This is a genomic window from Lentzea sp. NPDC055074, assembly GCF_053608005.1.
This window is the reverse complement of the sequence record NZ_JBSGUQ010000008.1, coordinates 235,171-258,183: the sequence shown is the minus strand read 5'-3', so window position 1 is coordinate 258,183 and position 23,013 is coordinate 235,171. Positions and strand designations below refer to the sequence as shown.

Sequence of the window (23,013 nt, the reverse complement as noted above, 5' to 3'; positions counted from 1 at the left end):
TATTTATGTTCAACGGGCTGTGAGCGCTACCCGGCAGAAACGGAATAATCGGCTCGTGGACAAGACGCGGTTGGGCATCGGGCTGGTCATCGGTGTGCTCGTGGTGCAGACGGTGGCGAGTCTCGTGTGGAATCCGGACGCGACGCTGACCGGCATCGCCCTCGCCTTCAACGCCGTGGCCGCGGTGTCGACGTTCCTCTTCATCAGGCGCGGCGGGCGGGCGGCGTGGGTCGTCGGTGCGTGGTGCGCCGGGTTCTTCGGGTGGCACGTGCTCGGGCTCGGGGAGTTGGCCGGCTGGTGGACGACCGGGCTGGACGCCGCGTTCCTCGTGGGTGGCGGGTACCAGGCCTCGGTCGTCTACCAGGCGGTGATGGCGACGGCTGCTGGGTTTGCCGTGCACCTGTTGTTGCCTCGTCAGCGCCAGGTTTCGGAGACGTAGGCGTCGAAGCTCTTGGCCTGGCGGCCGAGCAGGCGGGCGATGTCGTCCGACGGGGTGGCGAGGTGGCCGGCTCGCATGCCTTCGAACATGCCGTTCAGTTCGGTGGCCACCTCTTCGGGGGCGCCCAGCGCCAGCAGGGCCTCGCGGTACTCGGCCGGGGTGAGCTTGACCAGTTCGATGGTGCGGCCGGTGGCTTTGGCGATCTTGGCCACGGCGTCGGTGAAGGTGACGCCTTCCGGGCCGCTCAGGTCGTAGGTCCGGGCCTCGTGGTTGTCGGTGGTGAGGGCCAGGACGGCTACCTCGGCGATGTCCTGGACGTCCACGAACGGTTCCGGGGTGTCGTCTGCGGGCAGGGAGAGACGGCCTGCCTCGATCTCGGGCTGCCAGACCTGTTCGGAGAAGTTCTGGTTGAAGTTGTTGGCGCGCAGGATGGTCCAGGGGACTGAGCCTTCGCGGACCGCCTTTTCGGCCGCGTGCATGCCCTGGAAGACGTTCGGCGGGGTCTTGTCGAGGCCCCTGCCCGAGAGCAGGACCAGGCGGCGCAGGCCCGCGGTTGCCGCCTCCTGCACGAACGGGGCCGCGGCGGACGGGTCCTCCGGGGCGATGACGTAGGCGGCGGTGGCGCCGTGCAGGAACGGCTTCCAGGTCGACTGGTCGTTCCAGTCGAAGCCGGTCGCTCGGGAGGCCTTGCGCGGCACCGCACCTGTGGCTTCGAGGGTGGTGACCACCCGGCGGCCCGTCTTGCCGGTGGCGCCCAGGACGAGGATCTCTTCGCTCATGTCCTCAAGCCAAGCCGCGCGGGGGCGCCAGGCACATGGGTGAGAGTTCATCGACGATGTTCGATCGTTCGGGCCGTATCGTGGGGCTCATGGAGCCGTTCGACGAACTGCTGCGCGGGGTGCGCGCGGATGGTGCCGGGGTGCGCCGGACCGAGATCGACGGGACTCGGGTGCTGCCCGGGCTGACGCTGTACGCGGTGGCTTCGGGCGAGATCAGCGTGCGCGGAGAGGTCGCCAGGGCCGGGGACATCCTGGTGGTGCAGGAGTCCGTCGCGGCGCAGGGGCGGGCGTCCGTGGTGAGTGGGACGTACGAGGTCAAGGGGGCTGTGGCACGGCGGCTCACGGCGGTGTTGCCCAACGCGTTGGTGGCGCCGGGTACCGATGGGTGCGCCGAGTTCTACGGGGCCGTGGACACCGACGCGCCGAGGGTGGTCACGGATCGGCTGTTGGACTGGTTGATGGTGTGCGCGCTCAAGGAGTGGTTCGACCGCGAGCACGGTGACGGGTGGCTGGGCGCTCAGGCGGACGCGGTGGTGGGGCCGGTCCTGAAAGCCATGCACGCACGGCCTGAACGCGCCTGGACGCTCGCGTTGCTCGCCAAGGAGGCCGGGGTGGCGCGGACCACGCTGGCGAGCCGGTTCGCGAAGCTGGTCGGGGTGCCGCCGCTGACGTACCTGACGGAGTGGCGGATGGCGCTGGCGGCCGACCTGCTGGCCGAGTCGTCGGCGACGGTGGCGTCGGTCGCGCGCAGGGTCGGGTACGCGGACGCGTTCGGGTTCAGCGCCGCGTTCAAGCGCGTGCACGGGTTCAGCCCGAGCGAGTGCCGCAGCCGGTGCGCCGCGAGCGCGTGACGTCGAGACAGCAGCGGACGAAGTCGGCGGCCGCGTCGCCGGCGTTCGGCAACCACGCCACGGCCACGTCGCTGGGACTCAGGCCGGTCACCGGCACGTAGACGATGTCCGGCCTCGAGTAGAAGTGGGACGTGGACGCCGGGACCAGGGCGACGCCGTAACCCGCGGCGATCGCGCTGAGGAACTCGTCGGGCTGCTCGGTCACGGCACCGACGCGGACCTCGCGACCGTCCCTTTCGGACAACGCCAGCCAGTGCTCGCGCCACGCGCCCTTCAGGGCCGGGGCGACGATGACCGGCTCGTCCCACAGCTCGCGGAACCCGACCGACGAACGGCCGGCCAGCGCGTGCCCGGAAGGCAGTGCCACGCAACGGGATTCGCTGAACAGCGTCCGCACGCCGAACGTCTCCTCGCCCGGGAACGGTAATCGCAGCAACGCGACGGGCACCTCCGCGCCGGCGAGGCCCGCCGTCGGATCCGACCACGGGGCCTGCCGCAGGTCCACGCGCCAGCCCGGACGCACCCTGCCGAACGCCGTGACGATCGCCTGCGTCGCGTCGTTCGCCGCACTGGCCAGGAAACCGACGCGCAGCACACGGGCGGCGCCTCGGGTCTCGCCCACCGCGGCGTCCCAGCCCGCGAGCACCGGCGGCACGCGCGCGGCGAGGGCGTGACCCGCCTCGGTCAGCCTCATCCCGGTGCTGGAACGGGTGAACAGCCGCACGCCGAGCTGTGACTCGAGGTGCTTGAGCTGCTTCGTCAGCGATGGTTGCGACACGAAGAGCCGGTGCGCAGCGCGCGTGAGGTTGCCCTCCTCGGCGATGGCGGCGAAATATCTCAGCAGCCTCGTGTCCACATCCATGCCGTCAGGTTATGGAGCCGGACATCAACCACAAGTGAGCACAGCCGAAAGGTCATGGATACGGCCACCCGTTCGGCGCACACACCTTCCCGTCCTGCGGGATGAACGCGCCCTGGGGCACGCCGCCGGTGATGCGGACGATCTCGTCGTTGGACACGCTGAACGTCTGCTGCATCATCACCGGCGCCGGACCACCGGCCACGCCACAAGGCGCGTGGCCCTGCCCGAACGCGTGCCCGACCTCGTGGTTGACCATGTACGTCCGGTAGGTGTTCAGGTCCGGCAGAAAGGCGACGGCGCCGCGGATCCAGCGGGCGGCGCTCAGGAACACGAAGTTGCCGTCACGGCACGAGACGTCGACCGGGATCTCGAACCCGCAGACGTTCCGCGCGGTCTGCTGCGACGTCAGCCGCACCCGCACCGATGCGGCGCCGGAGACGCGTTGCACCGCACGCGCGCCCCGTGCGGTCCAGCCGCGCGGGTCGGCGAGGGTGGCGTCCACGAAAGCGGCGAACGCCTGCTCGTCGACGGTGATGCCGTCCTCGACCTCGACGGCGTAGGTGCGCACCGGTCCCGTGCCGACGACCGGGCCGTTTCCCGGTACGACGTGGAACGTGCCGGCTCCGGCGACCGGGAACTCCGGGCCGTCGGGCAGGTCCGAGCTGGACGTGTACACGCGGGGCGGCGGCGGTGCGACCGAGGAGGACGGGAAAGGGACGGACGTCACCAGCGAGGGCGTGGTGGTCGTCGGGGCCGCCGCCGGGGACGTCTCGCCCGCCAGCTGGGCCGTCGTCAGCAGAACCGCCGTCAGGCCGACGGCCGCCAGAGCCAGGTGCGCCTTCATGACGGCAACGCTCGCCGGAACTGATGAAGAACCTGTTTACGTCCCGCTTGACTGTCGTGAAGGACTGCATACTTCGACCTGTGTGCGCCCACATTCTCGTCGCGGAGGACAACGTTCACCAGGCTGAGCTCGTCCGCCGGTACCTGGAGCACGACGGGCATTCCGTGGTCGTCGTGCACGACGGGCGGGCGGCGATCGACGAGACGCGGCGCCGCAACCCCGACCTGCTGGTCCTCGACGTGATGATGCCGCTGGTCGACGGCATCGACGTGATGCGCGCCGTCCGGTCCGAGTCGGACGTGCCGATCGTGCTGCTCACCGCGCGGTCCACTGAGGACGACGTGCTGCTCGGGTTCGACCTGGGCGCGGACGACTACATCACCAAACCGTTCCGGCCACGGCAGATGGTCGCGCGGGTGCGGACGATCCTGCGGCGCACCGGCCGTGCGCGCGAGACGAACGCCACGGTGCTGAAGGTCGGCGATCTGACGGTCGACCCGATCCGCCACGAAGTGCGCATCAAGGACGAGCTGGTGAGCCTCACGCCCGCCGAGTTCCGCCTGCTGGCCAAGATGGCCGCTCAGCCGCAACGGGTGTTCACGCGCGAACAGCTGCTGGAGGACGGGTTCATCACCGCACGCACGGTCGACGTGCACATGATGAAACTGCGCCGCAAGATCGAGCAGGACTCCCGCCGGCCGGAACGCCTCCTCACCGTCTACGGCATCGGATACAAGCTCGTATGAAAAGCCTCCTCGTCCGGTTCTTCCTGTTCTCCCTGGTGATCGCGGCCTGCTCGATCGCCGTCACGGCGTGGCTCGCGTCCCAGGCGACGACCGGTGCGATCCGGCAGGAGCAGGGCGAGGCGCTCGAGACGGACGCCGCGATCGTCGACGAGTTGGTGGAGTACGCGGCCACGCACAAGGACTGGTCGGGTGCGAAGCCCACGGCCGACGAGATCGCGCGGAAGTACAACCGGCGTATCGCACTGGCCGACCACAACGGCAAGAAGCTCGTCGACACCGGCACCGAGAGCTCGCCGCAGCTGCCCGTCACCCCGAGAGCGGTGGTCGACCCGTTGAACGTCAACGGCAAGATCGACCCGCGGGCGGTCGGCCCTTTCAAGCTGACCGACGAGGAGTACCGGCTGCTGCACGCCTACTCGGCACAGCTCACCGAATGCAACCGCTACATCACCATCGTGGACGCGCCGAACGGCAGGCCGAGGCTCTCCAACGACCAGCCCGGCAACCTGTCGAAGTGGGAGGACTGCACGGTCGGCGACCGGCTGTACACGATGACGGCCACGGAGACCGCCGCCTACGAGGAACTGCAGACCCTGTTCATGAAGTGCGTCGCCACGCAGGAGGGCGATCCATCCATTGTGGACAAACCGCCGGGCCGAGTGGCGCTCGACTGGGAGATCCTGACGGTCCGCGACTCCCCACCGGACGTCGTGAACTGCATGGACATCGCGCGCCGCGAGCAACTGAAGCCGTACGTCGCCGAGCCGATGCAGCTGTTCCTCACCCAGGTGACCGGGGACGAGCCGCAGCCGATCGACCTGTCGACGACCGGAGCCACCCGGATCACGTTGGTGGCGCTGGGGATCCTCGCGATCGCCGGCTTCGCGTCCTGGGTCACGGCGACGCAGCTCGTGCGGCCGATCCGCGCTCTCACCGCCGCCACCAAGCGCACGGCCGAAGGTGACCGCACGGCACGGGTCGACGGTGGCGCCGGCGAGATCGGCGAGCTGGCCAAGTCGTTCAACGCCATGTCGGAGAAGCTCGCCGAGACCGAACGCCAGCGGCAGGCCATGGTCAGCGACATCGCGCACGAGCTGCGCACGCCGCTGGGCAACATCACCGGCTGGCTGGAGGCGACGCAGGACGGGCTGGCCGAGCCCGACCCGCACCTGATCGGCATGCTGCTGGAGGAGTCCCTTCTGCTGCAACGACTCGTCGACGACCTGCACGACCTCGCGCAGGCCGACGCGGGCACGTTGCGGCTGCACCCCGAGCCGATCGCGCTCGACGACGTCGTGGACCAGGTCGTCAACGCGCAGCAGAACCGCGAGATCCTGCTGCGCGCCGAGACCACGCCGGTGCACCTCAGCGCGGACCCGGTGCGGCTGCGGCAGGCGCTCGGCAACCTCGTCGCGAACGCCGTGCGCTACACCCCTCCGGGCGGCGAGGTCGTCGTCAAGCTGTTCCAGTGGCAGGACAGGGCGGTCCTCGAGGTCGCGGACACGGGCACCGGCATCGCACCGGAGGACCTGCCGCACGTGTTCGACCGGTTCTGGCGGGCGGACAAGTCCCGCAGCCGCCGCACCGGTGGCAGCGGGCTCGGGCTCGCGATCACGCGGCACCTGGTGGAGGCCCACGGCGGCACGGTGTCGGTGACGAGCACCCTCGGCGAGGGGTCGACGTTCCGGATCAGCCTGCCTTCGGCATGAGGCCGAGCAGGTCCACGTTGATCATCGCGCCGGCCTGGGCTCCCTGGGCGGCGGCGACGATCACGATGGCCGTCGGGTCCGTGACGTTGCCCGCCGCGTAGACGCCGGGCACGCTCGTGCGTCCCTTGTCGTCCGTGCGCACGAACGGGCCCGCCATCGTCTCTGCGGTTTCGGCACCCAACGCCAGCAGGAACTCGTCACGCGGCTTGACCGGTGCGGAGTACACGAGCGCATCAGCCGGCACCCGCTCGCCGCCGGAGATCACCGCGACGAGCCGGTCGTCCTCGACCTCGACGGCGTCGACGGACGGCACGTGCGTGACGTCGTCGGACCACTGCCGGACCAGCGCGACCTTCATCTCCTCGCCGAACACCACGAGCTTCTGGTCGCGGACCTCGTAGCCGTGGCAGTACGGGCAGCCGAAGACGTCCCGGCCCCAGCGTTCGCGCAGGTGGTCCGGCACCTCGTCGACGAGACCGGTCGCGAACAGCAGGCGCTGGGCGTGCACCGTGCGTCCGGCGAGCTCCACCGCGAACCCGTCGTCGAGCTTCGTCACACCGCGGACCTCGTCGTTGACGATCTCTCCGCCGTACCCCTCGACCTCAGTCCGTCCGTGCTTGAGCAGCTCCAACGGCGAGAGGCCGTCGCGAGAGAGGTAGTTGTGCATGTGCGCGGCCGGGGCGTTGCGCGGCTCGGCACCATCGACCACGAGCACGCTGCGGCGCGCCCTCGTCAACATCAGAGCGGCGCTCAGTCCGGCCGCTCCCCCACCAATGATCACCACTTCGTAAGTCATGCCAAGAGCCTGCGCTCGACAGTCCAGTTTTGGCAAAGTAAGTTGCCGTTATGGCAACAACCGTGGGGCAACGGCTCGCCGCGCTGCGGGCCGAGCACGATCTGACGCTGGCGGCGTTGTCCGAGATGACGGGCATCTCGAAGTCGACGCTGTCGCGCCTCGAGACCGACCAGCGCAAGCCGACGCTGGAGCTGCTGCTGCCGTTGTCGCGGACCTACCAGGTGACGCTGGACGACCTGGTGGGCGCGCCCGAGGTGGGCGATCCGCGGGTGCAGATGAAACCGCGCGAGCTCGACCACGGCCGCGTCGGCATCCCGCTGACCAGGTCGATCGGGCCGCTGCAGGCGTGGAAGATGATCCTCTCCGACGCTGACCTGCACGAACCGCGCGTGCACGAGGGCTACGAGTGGTTCTACGTGCTGAGCGGACGGATCCGCCTGCGGCTCGGCGACAAGGAGGTCGTGCTGCGCGCGGGCGAGGTGGCCGAGTTCGACTGCCGTCAGCCGCACGCCCTGTGCAGCGCCGACGGACGGCCGGCCGAGATCCTCAGCCTGTTCGGCAAGCAGGGAGAACGCATCCACACCCGCGCGGCGCCGCCCAACAGGTCATAGTGGAGGCATGTGCCGAAACATCCGGGTGCTCCACAACTTCGAACCGCCCGCCACGTCCGACGAGGTGCAGGCCGCGGCGCTGCAGTACGTGCGGAAGGTGGGCGGGACAGCCAAACCGTCCGCGGCGAACCAGGCCGCGTACGACAAGGCGGTCGCGGCCGTCGCGGCGGCGACGCAGGAACTGCTGGACGCACTCGTGACCACGGCGCCGCCCAAGGACCGCGAGGTCGAGGCGGCGAAGGCGAAGGCGCGCTCCGCGGAGAGGTACGGGCGTTAGCTCCGCACGCGGGTGTCGAGGTAGATGCAGATCAGCTTGGCCGCGATGCCCGCGGAGCCGACGATGAAGGCCTGATCGGGCCCGAGGGTCACGGCGATGGCCCACAGCAGCAGCGCGATCAGCACGAGGATGACCGTCACCTGCATCGCGTGCGGCCAGTTGCCGGGGTGGACGAGCCACCTCTCCAGCTGCCGCGGCTGCGGAACCTCCACGTCACCCGCTCTATCGGGTGAACGCTCCGCCTTGACCGTCATCGTGCTCCCTCGCCGCAATTCTTCCTGACGAACTCCATTCTCCCGAGTTGATCTTCTACGGAGTGTTACTTCCGCTGGTCTTGCGGTGAGCGTTCGGTGAGCGTCGGCGAACGGCAGACGAACGGTCATCCGCGTGATCGGTTGCCAGTCCGTCACCGTCCGTTTACCGATTGCGATCTAGGTCGCAACTCTGCGTGTCACCCACTCAGGTGACCGTTTGACACAAAGTGACGGTTACGCCGTTCGGAGCAGTGCCGTTTTTGTCAGACCCCTTCGATAACGTCAGGTGAAGCTCGCGGTACGAGGGGAGAAAACGTTGCCGGACAACAACGTCAGCGTCACCGCACTGTCGTTCACCGAGTACGTCATGAGCGGTCAGCGTGGACGCATCAACATCGTGTCGGAACAGCGGGGGATGTACCTGGCCTCCGACACGCGGGTCTGCGGGTTCTACAACCCGATCCGCGACGCCATGCGACGAGCGGTCAACTCGACCGAACCCGAGATCGAGCTCAAGAAGGCGATCACGAACGCCAACCGCACGGGGCAGCCGCGGGCGTTCGAGGAGATCGCCGACGGCTTCCTGCCCTGGCTGGCGTCGTTCAAGGCGACGGGGGTGCCGGTGGAGGGGGCTACCTACCGCGCCGGGGAGCTCACGTTGAAGGTGCGGCCTCACCTGGGGCTGCGCAAGAAGGACGGCACGACGTACGCGGTGCTCGTGCACACCAAGGAGGCGCCGCTGATCAGGGAGGCGGCGAACGTCGGGCTGCGGATCCTGCAGCACACGGTGGCGGACACGCTGCCCGGCGCCGTCCCGATGGTGCTCGACGTGCGGCGCGGCAAGGCGTACCAGATGCCCGCGCGCACGAACCTCGGGAAGCTCGACGTGCTGATCGCCGCGGAGGCGATGGGGTACGTGACGCACTGGAAGCTGTCCGGCCTGTTCGAGTCCGTCCAGGTCGGGTAGAGGGGAAGGCCGACGCGGCCCGCCTGGGGGGTCGGGCCGTGTCGTCGGCACCGGACGAGGGATCGGCAGAGCGAGGATCTCGCCCGACGGTGCAGGGCGTGGGGCGGGAGCACGGCGGCGTGCCCGGAGAGAGACCTGACGACACAGCCGGGCCGCGCATGGCTTCCGGGAGCGGCGGATGCCGGGTTCTGACCTAGCAGGTCTTGAGCAGCCCGGCCAGCGCGTCGTGCTCGGCCTGGTCGACGGTCAGCTTGTAGCTGATCTTCACCGCGATCCAGTGCTGCGCGTACGTGCAGCCGTACGCCGCGACCGGCGGCTTCCACTTCGCCGGGTCCTGGTCGCCCTTGGAGCGGTTGGACTTCGCGGTCACCGCCAGCAGCTGGATGCCGCCGAGGTCGTTGGCGAACGCCTTGCGCTCGTCGTCGGTCCACTTGTCGGCGCCGGACCGCCAGGCTTCGGCGAGCGGCACGGTGTGGTCGATGTCGACCTCACCGGCCACCTTGATCACCACGCCGTCGTAGACGCTGTTCCAGGTGCCGGAGACCGCCTTGCACTCCTTGTCGGTCTTCACCTCGGCGCCCTGCTTCTGCAGCACGATCTCCCTGGTGTCACAGGAGTTTCCCTGCGAGGCCCAGTGCGGGAAGCGGTCGCGGCTGTAGCCCGCCATCTTGCCCTCGGGCGCGATCTTCAACGCGCCGAGATCGGACGAACCGGCCGGAGCGGACCCGGTGGGCACGGGCGTCGTGGGCGGATTCTCCTGCGATGACTGGAGATTCGTGAGGTACCAGCCCACCGCCACGAGCAGCACGAAGACCACCAGTGACGTCACCGCCGCGCGATTCATGCGCCAATGATCGACCATGCTGATCACGGACCGGTCACCCGGCCCGCGATCAGCGTGTCGGGACCGCGGGCGCGAGGTCAGGTAGCCACCCATGTTCTCGAGGTGCTCGTGCGCCTTCAGCTCGGTGTCATCGGCGGTACGAACCTCCTTGACCAGCAACGCCTCGGGTCTTGCCGTGCTGAGCTCCGGCGCCTGTCGCGCAGGACCGCTTGCGAAGCAAGCTCGGGGGGCCACCGAAGCCGTTGGCGTGAAAGCGATCCGGGACGACCTGCACGAGATGACGACGGCCGTGGGTGACGCGCACCACGCCCGCAACACCGACTGCTCCGGTGGTCGACGTCGGCCTGATCACGCAGCTCTGCCGCAGACCTCGTGCTGCTCGCGACCGCAGGACAATGACCGGGTGAAACTCGATCTCAAGCTGACGGGCTGCCGGGCCCTCACGATGGACTCGGCACACCCCGCCGCGCACACGATCGGCATCTGGCAGGGCCGCATCGCCGGGCTGGACGAGCAGGTCGCCGATCTGCCCGCGGCCGAGACCCTCGATCTGGGCGGCGCCGTGGTGCTGCCCGGTTTCATCGACGCCCACACGCACCTCGCGTGGAACGGCCGCCGCACCCTCGACATCACCGGCCTGGCGACGGTCGCCCAGGTCCTCGACCGCCTCGCCGGCGCCCCCGGCACGGGCTGGATCGAGGCGTCCGGCTACGACCGCCGGATCATGGACCGCCCGCTCACGGCACTCGACCTCGACCGGATCAGCGGCGGCAGGCCGGTCTACGTCGCCGACCTGTCCGGCCACGCGTGCGTCGTGAACTCACAGGTCCTCCAGCAGCTCCCGGAGATCACGAGCGACGGCTGGCTCACCGAGAACGAGCAGCTGGCCGCCCGCACGTTGCGGCTGCCGTACTCGCTCGACGAGATCACCGCCGAACTGCACACGAGCGCGCGGCAGGTGTTGTCCGAGGGCATCACGATGTGCGCGGAGGCGGGCATCGGCGCGGGCCTGATCGCCAGCAGCCCGCTCGAAGCCGCCGCCTACCAACGCGCGAAGCTGCCGATCCGCGTGCAGCTCATGGTGTCCGCGCACGTTCTGCACGACGTGGCCGCCGCACCGTTCGACGGCGTCCCTCGCGCGATCGACCTGGGCCTGCACACCGGTTTCGGCGACGACATGCTGTCGCTGGGAGCCATGAAGCTGTGGACCGACGGCGGCATGATGGCGCGCACGGCCGCGTTGTCCGAGCCCTACCAGGGCACCGACGGCTCGGGGCTGCTCGCCGAGTCCGAGGAGCTCATGCGCGCCGCGATCGTCGACGGCCACCACGCCGGCTGGCAGCTCGCGATCCACGCGATCGGCGACCGAGCGATCGACTTCGCGTTGGACGCGGTCCAGGAGGCGCAACGGCAACGCCCGCGCCCCCATGCCCGCCACCGCGTCGAACACTGCGGGCTCGTCCGCCCGGACCAGCTGAGCCGGATCGCGGCTCTCGGCATGATCCCGGTCATCCAGCCGACGTTCCTGCACGCGTACGGCGACGACTACAGCGAGATCATGGGCGAACGCCGGGCCCCGTGGATGTACCGCGGCCGCTCGTTCCTCGACCACGGCATCACGATCGCGGGCAGCTCGGACCGCCCGGTCGCGGACGGGGCACCGTTGCGCGCCATCGAGTTCATGGTGCGGCGCAGGTCGTCGGGCGGCAGGCCGGTCGGGCCGGACGAGGCGGTCACCGTCGAGGAGGCGATCCGCGCCTACACGCTCGGCGGCGCATACGCGTGCCGCAAGGAGCACGTGCTGGGCAGCCTCACACCGGGCAAGCTCGCGGACCTCGTCGTGCTCGGCGAGGACCCGCGCACGAGCGACGCGATCGCGGACGTCCCGGTGCTCGCCACGATGGTCGGCGGCACCCTCATGACTCAGCGATCTTCTTGATGGCGGCCAGCCGCTGATCCCACTGGGAGGCGAGCGAGGCCATCCAGGTGGCGGTGACATCGAGCGCGCCGGACCGGACCGAGAAGTTGTTCTCCCGGCCGGCCCGCTCGGACGCCACCAGCTCCGCCTTCTCCAGCACGGCCAGGTGCTTCACGACGGCCTGCCGGCTCACCGGCAGCTCGGCGGCGAGCGCGGACGCCGACGCGGCCCCCTTCGCCGCGACCAGGTCGAGGATCCGCCGGCGCATGGGGTCGGCGAGCGCGGCCAAGACGTCATCGACCTGACTCACGCGCACACCCCTTCTGCAACCCGACGGTTGCAGAACAGGCTACTGCAGGTGGAAGGTCGCGGCCAACGTCGTCAGGCGGTCGGTGATGTCGGCGTGGACATTGGTGCGGCGAACCCAGTTCTGGGTGCCGGACGACGCGGACGGCGGCGTGCCGAGCGGAGTGACGGCGTCCGTGACCCCGTACTCCAGCCGGTACGCGAGCACCGCGATCGCCGACTCGAGCCAGAACGACGGGTCCGGCGTCGGGATCTCCCCGAGCCCGACCCGGAACCAGACGGGCATCCGCGCGTACTGCGCGAGGGCCTCGGAGATGCGCCGCGCGGCCGCGTCCTTGATCTCGCCGCGAGCCTTGTCCCCCGCGAGCACGGCCTCGGTGCGCCACTCCTCGCCGACGGCGTCCTCGTCGGCCTCCAGCCGCTCGGCCGCCCGCTTCGCACTGGCCTCGTTCGCGTTGATGAGCCACTCCATCTGCCGCACCTCGTGCGACAGCGCGTCCCGTTCGAACCGGGGCACCCGCCCACCGTCCAGTTTGGACCGGGCGTCGTCCCGCCGGGCCTTGAGGCCGTCGAACTCGAGCACCTCCTGCCGCAGGTCGACCCTGGCCGGGTCGGCGAGGATCTCCTGCTCGGCGTCCCACCCCGCCCGCAACGCCTCGACCAGCGGCTCGACGTCACCGGACACGGCGTCGAGGTCGGCGAGCGGCCCGTCCCCGGCACCGGACAACCGCCGTTCCAGCACCGTCAGCCGGGCGGTGACGCGCTCGAGCTCGGCCGAGAGCTGACCGACGTGACTGATCAACGTGGCGACCTGCGGCTCGACCACGTCGAGCCGTTCCTTCTCCGTGGGCACGCGACCAGCGAACCGGACACTGAGGATCCACAAAATGGGTACCCGGTGAATACACGCATTGGAGGCGTGGTTCCGCCCGCCCGTGGCACCCACCCTCACGCACCGTCACGACACTGGGTGAACCCGGACAAAACGAGGTATTAATAGAAAATGGCGACCTCCGTTACTGAGACCGAACGCAAGTACGAGGCACCATCGGACGCGAGTCTGCCGGACCTCACAGAGATCACCGGCATCGCGACCGGCCCGGAGGAGTTCGACCTCGAGGCCACCTACTTCGACACCGACGACTACCGCCTGGCCCGAGCCGGCGTGACCCTCCGCAGGCGCACGGGCGGCAACGACGAGGGCTGGCACCTCAAACTCCCGGCGGGCGAGGACTCGAGGCAGGAACTCCGAGTCCCCCTGGGCAAAGGCACGAAGAAGCCCCCGAAGGACCTCTCCACGTTGGTCCGCGCCCACACCCGAGGCCAGTCCCTGTCCCCGGTGGCCGAGATCCGCACCAACCGCCGCCGCTGGCAACTGTCCAACGGCACCGGCGAGATGCTCGCCGAGGTGGTCGACGACGTGGTGACCGCACAGACCATGGGCTCCTCCACCACGACCACGAGCTGGCGCGAGATCGAGGTGGAACTGGGCGAGAGCGGCGACCGGGACCTCCTCGACACCGTCGAGCGCCACCTGGGAGACGCGGGCATAGTCCCGAGCTCCTCGAAGTCGAAGCTCTCCCAGGTGATCGGCGTGAAGCGCGACGCGGGCCCCACCCTGGGCAAGAAGCCGACGGCGGGCGACGTCGTCCTCGCCTACCTCTACGAACAACGAGCGGCCCTGCAGAACCAGGACCCCCGAGTCCGCCGCAACGAGGACGACGCCGTCCACCAGATGCGGGTGGCCACCCGCCGCATGCGGTCGGCCCTCCAGGCGTTCGGCAAGATCGTCGACCGCGACAAGACCCGAGCCCTGACGGACGAGCTGAAGTGGCTCGCCTCGGTCCTGGGCACCTCACGTGACTTGGAAGTACTCCGCGAGCGCTTCGAAACCGCCCTGCACGCCCTCCCACCGGAGCTGGCCCTGGGCGACGTGGCGGCCCGCATGACCCGCTACTTCGCACCACTGGAAGCCAAGGCGCACAAGGACTCCGTCGCAGCGCTGGACAGCAGGCGCTACTTCACCCTCCTCAACTCCATCGACACGCTTCTCACCGCACCGCCTCTCACGGCCTTGGCGTCAGGCAAGGCGAAGGACGTCCTCCCCCGCCTGGTGGAGAAGGCCCGTCACCGCCTGGACGTCCGAGTGCAGGCGGCGCTGGACGCCAACAACAACGACGAGCCCCTGCACGAGGCCCGCAAGGCGGGCAAGCGCCTCCGCTACTCGGCGGAAGTGGCGGAACCAGCACTCGGCAAGCACGCCAAGGCCCTGCGCAAGCGGGCGAAGGACGTCCAGACGCTGCTGGGCGACCACCAGGACTCGGTGGTGGCGCGCCCGGTCTTGCTGGAACTGGGCAGGGGCGATGAGAACGGCTTCACCTTCGGCCTCCTGTACGGCCAGGAGGTGGAGCTGGCGCACAGGACGGAAGCGGCGCTCCCCGCCTTGTGGCACAAGCTGAGCAAGGAACACCTCTGACACCGCGACCCCGCCCGCGAGCCGGGCGGGGTCGCGGAATTGGTCTGGACCTTGACACCGAATCGGCCTCCTGAAACGGTGGGAGAACGCCGCCGAGTCCCCCATGCCCGCGGAGGATGGCGTGAACTCGAAACGACTCCAGGCCGCACTGGCGGCCCTGGTGATCGCCGGATCAGGAGTGCTGGTGACCAACACAGCAGAAGCGGCAGCCCCGACCTCGCTGCAGGAACTGGTCCCCCAGCCGGTCCAGGTGCGGCCCCGCCAGGAGACCTTCACCCTGACCGCACAGGCCGAGATCCAAGTGGCCACCGCGCACGCACGCAAGCCGGCGGAGCTCCTGGCGGGTGTCCTCCGCAGGTCCACCGGCTACGCGCTGCCGATCACGGACGGGGTCTCCGGCGCGGGCGTGGTCCTCACATCGGGCGCGGACCCGAAAACGGGCCCGGAGGGCTACCAGCTCGACGTGACCCCACAGCAGGTGGTCATCCGGGCCAACTCGGAGGCGGGTCACTTCAACGGCATAGCGACCCTGCGCCAGCTCCTCCCGCCGAAGGCGGAGGCGAAGACGAGGCAGCAAGGCCCGTGGCAGGTCCCGGGCGCCAGCATCCTGGACCACCCCCGGTACCACCACCGCGGTGCGATGCTGGACGTCTCCAGGCACTTCTTCACCCCGGCCCAGGTGAAGCGCTACGTGGACCAGATCGCGGCGTTCAAGATCAACTACTTCCACCTCCACCTGAGCGACGACCAGGGCTGGCGCCTGGAGATCAAGTCCTGGCCCGAGCTCACCAGGATCGGCGGCAGCACGGAGGTGGGCGGCCGCACCGGCAAGCTCTTCTACACCCAGGCCGAGTACCGGGACATCGTCGAGTACGCCCGGGCCAGGGGCATCACCACGATCCCGGAGTTCGACATGCCGGGTCACACCAACGCGGCCCAGGCGAGCTACGCCGAGCTGAACTGCGACGGCGAGAAGCGCCCGCTGTACACCGGCACCGAGGTCGGTTTCAGCTCGCTCTGCATCAACGAGGACGTCACTTACAGGTTCGTGGAGGACGTGATCCGCGAGGTCTCCGCGATCACCCCGGGCCCGTACTTCCACATCGGCGGTGACGAGGCCCTGAGCACCCCCGACGCCGACTACGCGACGTTCATGAACCGCGTTCTGCCGCTGGTCCAGAAGTACGGCAAGACCACGGTCGGCTGGCACGATTTCGTGAAGACCACGACGGACACGGCCACGATCCCGCAGTTCTGGGGCACCACCACGACCGACGCGAACGTGGCCGCCGCGGCCAAGCGGGGCAACAAGGTCCTCATGTCCCCGGCGAACAAGATCTACCTGGACATGAAGTACGACAAGAACACCAGGCTGGGCCTCGACTGGGCCGGGCTCGTCGAGGTCAGGGACGCCTACGGCTGGAACCCCGGTGCCTATCTCGACGGCGTGGCAGAGGCCGACGTCCGCGGCATCGAAGCTCCACTGTGGACGGAGACCATCAGCACCTCCGCCGACATCGAGTACATGGCCTTCCCCAGGCTCCCGGTCGCGGCGGAGCTCGGCTGGGCCCAGGCAAGCGTCCACGACTGGGACGGGTTCGCCCCGCGCCTGGGCGCGCAGGCGCCGCGCTGGAAGGTCCAGGGCATCAACTTCTACGCGAGCCCGCAGGTGCCCTGGAAGCGCTAGAAGTACCCCTGCCCGCGGTCGGAGTAGCTGACCAGCAGGTGCTTGACCCGCCGGTACTCGGCGAGCACCGCGGTGTTCGCCGGGTACGCGTAGTAGTTGTTGACCCACACCCGCTCGGCGCGCAGGTCCTGGCCGACGTTGTGCGCCAGCGCGACGTCGCGGCACCAGATGCCGGCGCCGAGCTGGGCGGCGGCCTCGTTGGCGATCTTCAGCGCGTCGTCGCGGTCGTCGAAGCGGGTCACGGAGACGACAGGGCCGAGCACGTCGTCGGAGTAGACCGACGAGCGGTGGTCGCCCTCGAAGATCGTGGGCTGCACGTAGTGGCCCGAGGCTTCGCCGCCTACGACCAGACGCGCACCCTCGGCCTTGCCTCGCTCCACGTACGCAAGAACGCGATCGCGTTGCGCAAGACTCACGACAGCGCCGACCATCGTGTCCGTGTCGAGCGGGTCGCCCAGCCGCAACGCCTGCGTGCGCAGGGTCGCGAGGTGCAGCAGCTCCTCGTAGACGGCGGTCTGGATCAACGCGCGTGACGGGGCGGTGGAGATCTCGCCCTGGTTCGCCGTGAACATCGCGAAGCCTTCGAGGGCCTTGTCCAGGAAGCCGTCGCGCTGCGCGGTGACGTCGGAGAAGAAGATGTTCGGGCAGCGGCCGGCGACGACGGGGTGGTCGTCGGAGCCGGTGACGACGTTGACAACGCCGGGCGGCAGCAGGTCGGCGATCACGCCCAGCAGCACGTGGATCGAGGCAGGGGTCTGCAGGGCGGGCTCCAGCACGACGGCGTTGCCGGCGGCCAGCGCGGGCGCGAGCACCCGGCACGCGTGCATCAGCGGGAACGCCCACGAGATGCGCTCGTGCACGACGCCGAGCGGCTGGAACGAGCGGTAGTCGTACGAGTTGCGGCTGAGCTGCTCGACCTCGCCGACCTCGGCGCGGATGACGGCGGCGAACTGGCGGAACAGCTCGATCAGCATCGGCACGTCGGCGACCAGGGCCTCGCGGACGGGCTTGCCGTTGTCCCAGGTCTCGGCGACGGCGAGCTCGGTCGCGTGCTCCTCGATGCGGTCCGCGATCTCGCACAGCACCGTGGCGCGCTCTCGGGGCGTGGTGCTGCCCCACGCGCGCGCGGCGCCACTGGCCGCGTGCATCGCACGGGCGCGGTCGGCGTCGGTGCCGCGAGCGACCTCGGTGAACACGTCGCCGGTCACCGGCGTGATGTTCTCGACGTACTCGCCGGTCACGGGCGACACGTAGTCGCCGCCGATGAAGTGGTCGTACCTGGCCCGGTACGCGACCACGCTGCCGGGCTGCCCCGGTGCCGCGTACTGCGTCATTTCTCGTCTCCCTGCCAGAGCTGGCCCACCGGATACCAGAAGTGGGCGAAGTGAGAAAGTAGGCAGCAGAACGTTGCATGCTCGTTGCAAGCCGTGGATGGATCAGTGGCCCACGAACCCGGGCAACACGCACTGTTGCTGAGTCGAGTCAGAGATGCCGTGCTGAGTGGTACTCACACGGTTGATTTGCCACGCTCGGTGATTTCCGCGTCATGGCAACGGTCACTCGCCGCCAACGTCGATCCCGACCTGCACACCGCGCCGACCGTCTTCGCCGCCGACGAGCTCTCCGACCTGCGCGAACGGCATCCGCTGCACCCGACGCTGCCGTTGCTGCGCGAGACGTTGCTGGGCTTCGCGGAGGAAGCCGGGCACATCATGATCGTCGCGGACGCCCAGGGCCACATCCTGTGGTGCGAGGGCTCCAAGCACACCCGCGGCAGCGCCGAGGACGTCGGTCTCGCGGAGGGAACGCTCTGGTCAGAGGGTGCGGCGGGGACGAACGGCATGGGCACGGCGCTCGCGGTGAACTCCCCCGTCACGGTCCACTCGGCCGAGCACCTGGTGCGGACCTACCACCACTGGACCTGCGCGGCGAGCCCGATCCGCGACCCCGACACGGGCACCACGATCGGGGTCGTCGACCTCAGCGGCCCGATCGAGACCGTCCATCCCTCGATGGTGGCGCTCGTCTCCGCGTCGGCCCGGCTCGCCGAGTCGGAGATGCTCGCGCGGATGCACGCCCAGGACGAGGAGCTGCGGGCGCGCAACATGCGGCACCTGATCGCGTTGCGCGGGGAGCCCGGCGCGCTGCTCAGCCCCACCGGCCGGGTCGTCGCCGTGGAGCCGTACGGGCTGCTGCCCCCGCGCGTCGACGTCTCCGCGGACCGGGTCGAGCTCCCGGACGGTCGCGAGGCGGTGCTGGAACCGCTCGCCCACGGCTACCTGCTGCGCATCCCCCGGCAGCGGCTCGTCCGGCGCAGCGTGCTGTCGCTGTCGTTCCTGCTGCCCGAGCCCAAGGTCGTGCTGGACGGCCGCGAGGTGCCGATCTCGTTGCGGCACGCGGAGATCCTGGCCGCGCTGACGTTGCAGGGCCGGCTGACCGCGGACCAGCTCGCGCTGCGCCTGTACGGCGAGCGCGGCAACCCCACGACTGTCCGCGCCGAGCTGCACCGGCTGCGCGCGCAGCTGGGCGCGGACGTGCTCGCGACCAGGCCCTACCGGCTCACCGCCGACGTCGAGACGGACTTCCTGGCCGTGCGGGCCGCTCTGAAGGACGCGGACGTGCCGCTGGCCGCGAGCAGGTACCGCGGCTCGTTGCTGCGCCGTTCCGAGGCGCCGGTCGTGCTGGCCGAACGGGACGACCTGGCGTCGGGGGTGCGCAAGGCGGTCCTGCAGCGCGGCGACGCGAACGCGCTGTGGACGTTCACCCAGACCGACTCGGGCGAACACGACGTCGAGGCGCTGGAACAGCTGGTCAAGCTGCTGCCGCCGGACGACGTGCGGCTCGCGATCGCCACAGCCAGACTGAGAAGGCTCAGTCAGGACGATTGACACGAGTCTCACGATCTGAATATCTTCCTGACTAAGAGACTTAGTTGAGGGGGATAATTCCATGCGCGTACTCATCATCGGAGCGGGGACCGGTGGCCTGTGCCTGGCGCACGGGCTGAAGAAGGCCGGTGTGGACGTCGCGGTGTTCGAACGCGACCGCACGCCGCGCAGCATGTTGATCGGCTACCGGGTCGGCATCAGTCCGGATGGAAGCAAAGCGCTGCACAGCTGCTTACCCCCGGACGTGTTCGCCGAGTTCGTCCGCACCACGGCCCGGCCGCCCAAGCACATCGTCATGCGGACCGAGAAGTACAAGGAGCTCCTGGTCGGCGAGGTCGACACGGACCGCGACGACAGCCGCAGCGAGAAGTCGGTCAGCAGGATCGCGATGCGCACGGCGTTGCTCGGCGGCCTGGACGACGTCGTCCGGTTCGACAAGGCGTTCCGGCACTACAGCCGCAACGACGACGGCACGGTCACCGCGTACTTCGACGACGGCACGTCCGAGACCGGTGACGTGCTGGTGGGCGCGGACGGCGCGCAGTCGAAGGTGCGCAAGCTGCGTCTGCCCGACGCCGAGGTGGTCGACACCGGCATCACGTCGATCGCGGGCAAGCTGCCGCTGACCGACGAGAACGCGGCACTGCTGCCACCGCTGGCCGACGGCGGCATCACGTTGCTGTTCGGCACGCACGGCGAGTTCGTGATCATCCACGTGATGCGCTTCGACGGGACGGGCGTCGAGGACGACTACATCATGTGGGGCTACGCGGCCGCGCGCGACAAGTTCCCGGACATGAAGGGCATGAGCCAGGCCGAGCTCAAGCAGGTCGTGCTGAACATGACCCCGGGGTTCCACCCGGACCTGCGCCGGCTCTTCGCGCTCGCCACCCCGGAGACCGTGTTCGAGATCAAGATCCGCACCTCCGAACGCCTGCGGCCGTGGGAGCCGGACAACGTCACGATGATCGGTGACTCGGTGCACCTCATGACCCCCGGCCGCGGCATCGGCGCGAACACGGCGCTGCGGGACGCGGAGCTGTTGTGCCGCAAGCTCGTCGAGGCCCACCACGGCAAGGACACCGTGCAGGCGATCGGTGAGTACGAGAAGGAGATGATCGAGTACGGCTTCCAGGCGGTGGAGGCGTCGCGCGAGATGATGGACGGCCGGAGCCTCATCCACAAACCCGTGATCGGACGGGTCGCGGCCGTGTTCTCCCGGACGTTCTTGCGCGTGACCAACGCGGTGCCCGTGCTCAAGCGGAGGATGCTGGCCGAGGACGCCGCCGAGCGTGATCACGTAAGTTCTGCGCATGAGGTTGTTCACGCCCGGTGAGGTCGTGGTGCGGCGTGAGGTGCTGCACGGCAAGGTCTGGTCGGAGATGCCCACCAGGGTGGTCGTCGACGAGCCGGGACTGCTCGCGGTGTTCGTGGAGCCGGGCACCCGGCTCACCTACCCCGACCACCACCACCCGCACCCGTGGGACAAGCCGGAACGCGGTTTCTGGCGCGGCCACGGCAAGCTCATGCTGCACCGCCCGCAGGACGCCTACTCCGTCGACCTGTTCTGGAAGGGCGAGGACAGGGTGTTCGGCAACTACTACCTGAACCTGCAGGCGCCCTACCGCCGCGTCGAGGACGGGTTCGAGACCCTCGACCACGCGCTGGACTACACGCTGGCGCCGGACGGCACGTGGGAGCAGCGCGACCTCGACGAGTTCGAGGAGCAGGTCGCGTCGGGCAAGTACTCGGCCGTCGAGGCCGAGGAGATCAGGGCCCAGGGGCGCGAGATCGAGAAGATGCTGGCGTCCGGTGAGATCTGGTGGGACACGGCCTGGGCGGCGTGGACGCCTTGAAGGTGCGGCCGCTCACGTTCGACACGCTCGTCGCCGAGATCGTCGACCAGGTGTCGGAGATCGACGGGCGGGTGCGCGTCCTGGTCGACGGCGCACCCGCCGCCGAACCGCGCCGGCTGGCGGACGCCGCCGTGGAACCGTTGCGCGCCTTGGGTCGCGCGGTGCAACGGGTGTCGCTCGAGGACTTCCTGCGCCCGGCGTCGGTGCGCCTGGAACACGGTCGGACCGACTCGTACTCGTACCGGCACGACTGGTTCGACTACAAGGGACTGCAGCGCGAGGTGCTCGACCCGGCGATGGACGGCAGGGTGCTGCCGTCGTTGTGGAACGCCGCGACCGACCGGGCCAGCCGCGCAGAGTACGTCGACCTGCCGGAGAACGGCGTCGTGCTCGTGGACGGCACGCTGATGCTCGACCGCTGGCTGCCCGCCGAGCTGACCGTGCACCTGTGGCTCTCCCCCGGTGCCCTGAGGCGCAAGACCGCCGAGGAGTGGACGCTGCCCGCGTTCGACGACTACGAGCCCGTGGCCGATCTCCTCGTCCGCTACGACCACCCCGAACGGCCCGGTCTGGTCGAGGCGTGAACCGGACCTCCCCCTGCGGACATAGGCGGGGCAGAGAGGAGGGTCCGTGACCGACGAAGAACTCTGGGGGCAGGTCCGGGCCGGTGTGAGCGAGGCGTTCGGGCTGCTGTTCGAACGCCACGCCCAGGCCGTGTTCGCCTACTGCCTACGCCGCACCGGTACGTGGGCCGTCGCCGAGGACCTGGTGTCCGTGGTGTTCATGGAGACGTGGCGCAAACGCACGTCCGTGACCGTGGAGGACTCCCTGCTGCCGTGGCTCTACACCGTCGCACTCGGCGTCACCCGCAACCACCAGCGCGCCCGCACGCGGTACAAGGCCGCGCTGGGCAAGGTTTCGCCGCAGCACGCCGACGACGACCACGCCGATGACGTGGCACGGCGCGTGGACGCGGAGGCGAGGACACGAGAGGTGATCGCGGAACTGGAGAAGCTGCCCGCCGGGGACCGGGAGGTGCTGGAGATGTCCGCGTGGTCGGACCTGACCCAGGCGCAGATCGCGCAGGTCCTCGGCATCCCGGTCGGCACGGTGAAGTCCCGACTCGCTCGCGCGCAACGCACCGTGCGTGGCGCACTGGTTGAGGAGGCACTGTGATCAAGCCCGACATCCCGCGGATGGACCCCATGCGGCTGCAGGTGCGCAAGCACGCGCTGCTGAACGAGATCGACTCGAAGCCGTCGCGACGCTGGTGGCGCTTCGCGGTGCCCGCGACGGCACTCGTGGCCGCCCTCGCCGTGACGCTGGTGCTGTGGACCCCGACGAACCAGGAGGCCTCCGCGGCGTGGACCGCCGAACCGAGGGCTCCCGGCGACCTGGCGCCCGTGCTCGCGAAATGCGGGGAGTCGCTCGACCGGCACGACGCGGAGCGCGGGGTCGAGGGCCGGCCGGTGTGGCCCGCCCCGCGTGAGGTGTCCGTCACCGACCTCCGCGGCGACATGACGATGGTGCTGTTCACCGGTCCGCGGTCCGAGGCGCTGTGCTGGGGAACACCGGAGGGCGTCGGCATGAGCGCTCGCGGCGGCATCGCCGAACGCGAGCCGCTCGGTGACCGCCTGTTCGCCGACTTCGCCCCGCAGGTCGGCATGACGGAGGTGAGCAGCGGCACCAGCACGACCGTTCTGACCGGCCGGGTGAGCCCGAAGGTCGGCAAGGCGGTCATCGTCACCGAGGACGCGCTGGAGGTGACCGCGAGTCTCGGCGACGGCTGGATCGTGACGTGGTGGCCGAGTCTGGGCAAGCCGAAGCAGGTCCGGCTCTACGACGAAGCGGGCAGCCTGCTGGAGACCGCCCCGATTCCCGTCGAGCACAGGTAGTCTGCAAG

At 69.6% G+C, this 23,013-nt stretch carries 25 protein-coding genes; 16 read left to right on the top strand and 9 right to left on the bottom strand.

Translation table 11 applies throughout. The features are described 5' to 3' along the window. Nucleotides 1-55: 55 nt before the first annotated feature. A complete protein-coding gene (locus ACWF7A_RS20915; RefSeq protein WP_452252117.1) occupies nt 56-439 on the top strand; it encodes a hypothetical protein in 384 nt (127 codons plus the stop codon). Here the strand turns inward: ACWF7A_RS20915 and ACWF7A_RS20910 are convergent. After that, nucleotides 415-1,218, bottom strand: a complete 804-nt coding sequence (locus ACWF7A_RS20910) for an NmrA family NAD(P)-binding protein (RefSeq protein ID WP_452252116.1) — start codon at nt 1,216-1,218, stop codon at nt 415-417. The two genes, ACWF7A_RS20915 and ACWF7A_RS20910, sit on opposite strands and share 25 nt — an antisense overlap. An 89-nt stretch (nt 1,219-1,307) precedes the next feature. Here ACWF7A_RS20910 and ACWF7A_RS20905 point away from each other — a divergent pair, with 89 nt between their 5' ends. Next, complete coding sequence (locus ACWF7A_RS20905; protein ID WP_452252115.1) at nt 1,308-2,069, top strand: AraC family transcriptional regulator; 762 nt, start codon at nt 1,308-1,310, stop codon at nt 2,067-2,069. Here ACWF7A_RS20905 and ACWF7A_RS20900 read toward each other — a convergent pair. Both ACWF7A_RS20900 and ACWF7A_RS20895 read right to left on the bottom strand, forming a co-directional pair. After that, entirely contained in the window at nt 2,026-2,931 is a 906-nt protein-coding gene (locus ACWF7A_RS20900) for a LysR family transcriptional regulator (protein ID WP_452252114.1), read from the bottom strand. The genes ACWF7A_RS20905 and ACWF7A_RS20900 overlap by 44 nt on opposite strands. 52 nt (nt 2,932-2,983) lie before the next feature. Continuing rightward, a complete protein-coding gene (locus tag ACWF7A_RS20895) occupies nt 2,984-3,775 on the bottom strand; it encodes a DUF3152 domain-containing protein (RefSeq protein WP_452252113.1) in 792 nt (263 codons plus the stop codon). An 80-nt stretch (nt 3,776-3,855) separates the two neighbouring features. On the opposite strand from ACWF7A_RS20895, the gene ACWF7A_RS20890 reads away from it, so the two are divergent. Together ACWF7A_RS20890 and ACWF7A_RS20885 are read left to right on the top strand one after the other, a co-directional pair. Further along, entirely contained in the window at nt 3,856-4,521 is a 666-nt protein-coding gene (locus tag ACWF7A_RS20890; protein WP_452252112.1) for a response regulator, read from the top strand. After that, a complete protein-coding gene (locus tag ACWF7A_RS20885) occupies nt 4,518-6,230 on the top strand; it encodes a sensor histidine kinase (protein ID WP_452252111.1) in 1,713 nt (570 codons plus the stop codon). Before ACWF7A_RS20890 ends, ACWF7A_RS20885 begins: the two co-directional genes overlap by 4 nt. Here ACWF7A_RS20885 and ACWF7A_RS20880 read toward each other — a convergent pair. Next, nucleotides 6,211-7,026 carry an NAD(P)/FAD-dependent oxidoreductase gene (locus ACWF7A_RS20880; RefSeq protein WP_452252110.1) on the bottom strand — a complete coding sequence of 272 codons (816 nt, stop codon included), beginning with the start codon at nt 7,024-7,026 and terminating at the stop codon, nt 6,211-6,213. The genes ACWF7A_RS20885 and ACWF7A_RS20880 overlap by 20 nt on opposite strands. 50 nt (nt 7,027-7,076) lie before the next feature. On the opposite strand from ACWF7A_RS20880, the gene ACWF7A_RS20875 reads away from it, so the two are divergent. Together ACWF7A_RS20875 and ACWF7A_RS20870 are read left to right on the top strand one after the other, a co-directional pair. Next, nucleotides 7,077-7,637, top strand: a complete 561-nt coding sequence (locus ACWF7A_RS20875) for a helix-turn-helix domain-containing protein (RefSeq protein WP_452252109.1) — start codon at nt 7,077-7,079, stop codon at nt 7,635-7,637. A 7-nt stretch (nt 7,638-7,644) separates the two neighbouring features. After that, the gene (locus ACWF7A_RS20870; protein ID WP_452252108.1) at nt 7,645-7,914 is read left to right on the top strand and encodes a DUF2277 domain-containing protein; all 270 of its coding nucleotides are present in this window, start codon (nt 7,645-7,647) and stop codon (nt 7,912-7,914) included. Here ACWF7A_RS20870 and ACWF7A_RS20865 read toward each other — a convergent pair. After that, nucleotides 7,911-8,168 (bottom strand): hypothetical protein, encoded by a 258-nt coding sequence (locus tag ACWF7A_RS20865; RefSeq protein ID WP_452252107.1) that lies wholly within the window; start codon nt 8,166-8,168, stop codon nt 7,911-7,913. The genes ACWF7A_RS20870 and ACWF7A_RS20865 overlap by 4 nt on opposite strands. A gap of 316 nt (nt 8,169-8,484) precedes the next feature. Here ACWF7A_RS20865 and ACWF7A_RS20860 point away from each other — a divergent pair, with 316 nt between their 5' ends. Then, nucleotides 8,485-9,135 carry a hypothetical protein gene (locus ACWF7A_RS20860; RefSeq protein ID WP_452252106.1) on the top strand — a complete coding sequence of 217 codons (651 nt, stop codon included), beginning with the start codon at nt 8,485-8,487 and terminating at the stop codon, nt 9,133-9,135. A gap of 193 nt (nt 9,136-9,328) precedes the next feature. Here ACWF7A_RS20860 and ACWF7A_RS20855 read toward each other — a convergent pair whose 3' ends face one another. Next, complete coding sequence (locus ACWF7A_RS20855; RefSeq protein WP_452252105.1) at nt 9,329-9,979, bottom strand: HNH endonuclease family protein; 651 nt, start codon at nt 9,977-9,979, stop codon at nt 9,329-9,331. Nucleotides 9,980-10,382: 403 nt separating this feature from the next. Between ACWF7A_RS20855 and ACWF7A_RS20850 the strand changes: the two genes are divergently transcribed. Further along, nucleotides 10,383-11,918 carry an amidohydrolase gene (locus ACWF7A_RS20850; RefSeq protein ID WP_452252104.1) on the top strand — a complete coding sequence of 512 codons (1,536 nt, stop codon included), beginning with the start codon at nt 10,383-10,385 and terminating at the stop codon, nt 11,916-11,918. Here the strand turns inward: ACWF7A_RS20850 and ACWF7A_RS20845 are convergent. Beyond that, nucleotides 11,896-12,207 (bottom strand): ArsR/SmtB family transcription factor, encoded by a 312-nt coding sequence (locus ACWF7A_RS20845; RefSeq protein ID WP_452252103.1) that lies wholly within the window; start codon nt 12,205-12,207, stop codon nt 11,896-11,898. The two genes, ACWF7A_RS20850 and ACWF7A_RS20845, sit on opposite strands and share 23 nt — an antisense overlap. Nucleotides 12,208-12,246: 39 nt before the next feature. After that, nucleotides 12,247-13,056 carry a hypothetical protein gene (locus tag ACWF7A_RS20840; RefSeq protein ID WP_452252102.1) on the bottom strand — a complete coding sequence of 270 codons (810 nt, stop codon included), beginning with the start codon at nt 13,054-13,056 and terminating at the stop codon, nt 12,247-12,249. A 150-nt stretch (nt 13,057-13,206) separates the two neighbouring features. Here ACWF7A_RS20840 and ACWF7A_RS20835 point away from each other — a divergent pair, with 150 nt between their 5' ends. Both ACWF7A_RS20835 and ACWF7A_RS20830 read left to right on the top strand, forming a co-directional pair. Then, nucleotides 13,207-14,679: a CYTH and CHAD domain-containing protein gene (locus ACWF7A_RS20835; RefSeq protein ID WP_452252101.1), complete on the top strand. Its 1,473-nt coding sequence runs from the start codon at nt 13,207-13,209 to the stop codon at nt 14,677-14,679. Nucleotides 14,680-14,800: 121 nt separating this feature from the next. After that, the gene (locus ACWF7A_RS20830; protein ID WP_452252100.1) at nt 14,801-16,366 is read left to right on the top strand and encodes a beta-N-acetylhexosaminidase; all 1,566 of its coding nucleotides are present in this window, start codon (nt 14,801-14,803) and stop codon (nt 16,364-16,366) included. On the opposite strand, the gene ACWF7A_RS20825 is transcribed toward ACWF7A_RS20830, so the two are convergent. Beyond that, nucleotides 16,363-17,700, bottom strand: coding sequence for an aldehyde dehydrogenase family protein (locus ACWF7A_RS20825; RefSeq protein WP_452252099.1), 1,338 nt, complete (start codon nt 17,698-17,700; stop codon nt 16,363-16,365). The two genes, ACWF7A_RS20830 and ACWF7A_RS20825, sit on opposite strands and share 4 nt — an antisense overlap. 198 nt (nt 17,701-17,898) lie before the next feature. On the opposite strand from ACWF7A_RS20825, the gene ACWF7A_RS20820 reads away from it, so the two are divergent. The 6 genes from ACWF7A_RS20820 (at nt 17,899) to ACWF7A_RS20795 (ending at nt 23,005) form a co-directional block, all read left to right on the top strand. Continuing rightward, complete coding sequence (locus ACWF7A_RS20820) at nt 17,899-19,254, top strand: GAF domain-containing protein (protein ID WP_452252098.1); 1,356 nt, start codon at nt 17,899-17,901, stop codon at nt 19,252-19,254. 61 nt (nt 19,255-19,315) lie between these two features. Beyond that, complete coding sequence (locus tag ACWF7A_RS20815; protein ID WP_452252097.1) at nt 19,316-20,590, top strand: FAD-dependent oxidoreductase; 1,275 nt, start codon at nt 19,316-19,318, stop codon at nt 20,588-20,590. Beyond that, a complete protein-coding gene (locus ACWF7A_RS20810; RefSeq protein ID WP_452252096.1) occupies nt 20,568-21,110 on the top strand; it encodes a DUF402 domain-containing protein in 543 nt (180 codons plus the stop codon). The genes ACWF7A_RS20815 and ACWF7A_RS20810 overlap by 23 nt, the downstream gene beginning before the upstream one ends. Next, complete coding sequence (locus ACWF7A_RS20805) at nt 21,107-21,694, top strand: uridine kinase (RefSeq protein ID WP_452252193.1); 588 nt, start codon at nt 21,107-21,109, stop codon at nt 21,692-21,694. The genes ACWF7A_RS20810 and ACWF7A_RS20805 overlap by 4 nt, the downstream gene beginning before the upstream one ends. A 46-nt stretch (nt 21,695-21,740) precedes the next feature. Beyond that, the gene (locus tag ACWF7A_RS20800) at nt 21,741-22,286 is read left to right on the top strand and encodes an RNA polymerase sigma factor (protein WP_452252095.1); all 546 of its coding nucleotides are present in this window, start codon (nt 21,741-21,743) and stop codon (nt 22,284-22,286) included. Next, nucleotides 22,283-23,005, top strand: coding sequence for a hypothetical protein (locus ACWF7A_RS20795; RefSeq protein ID WP_452252094.1), 723 nt, complete (start codon nt 22,283-22,285; stop codon nt 23,003-23,005). The genes ACWF7A_RS20800 and ACWF7A_RS20795 overlap by 4 nt, the downstream gene beginning before the upstream one ends. Nucleotides 23,006-23,013: the final 8 nt, after the last annotated feature.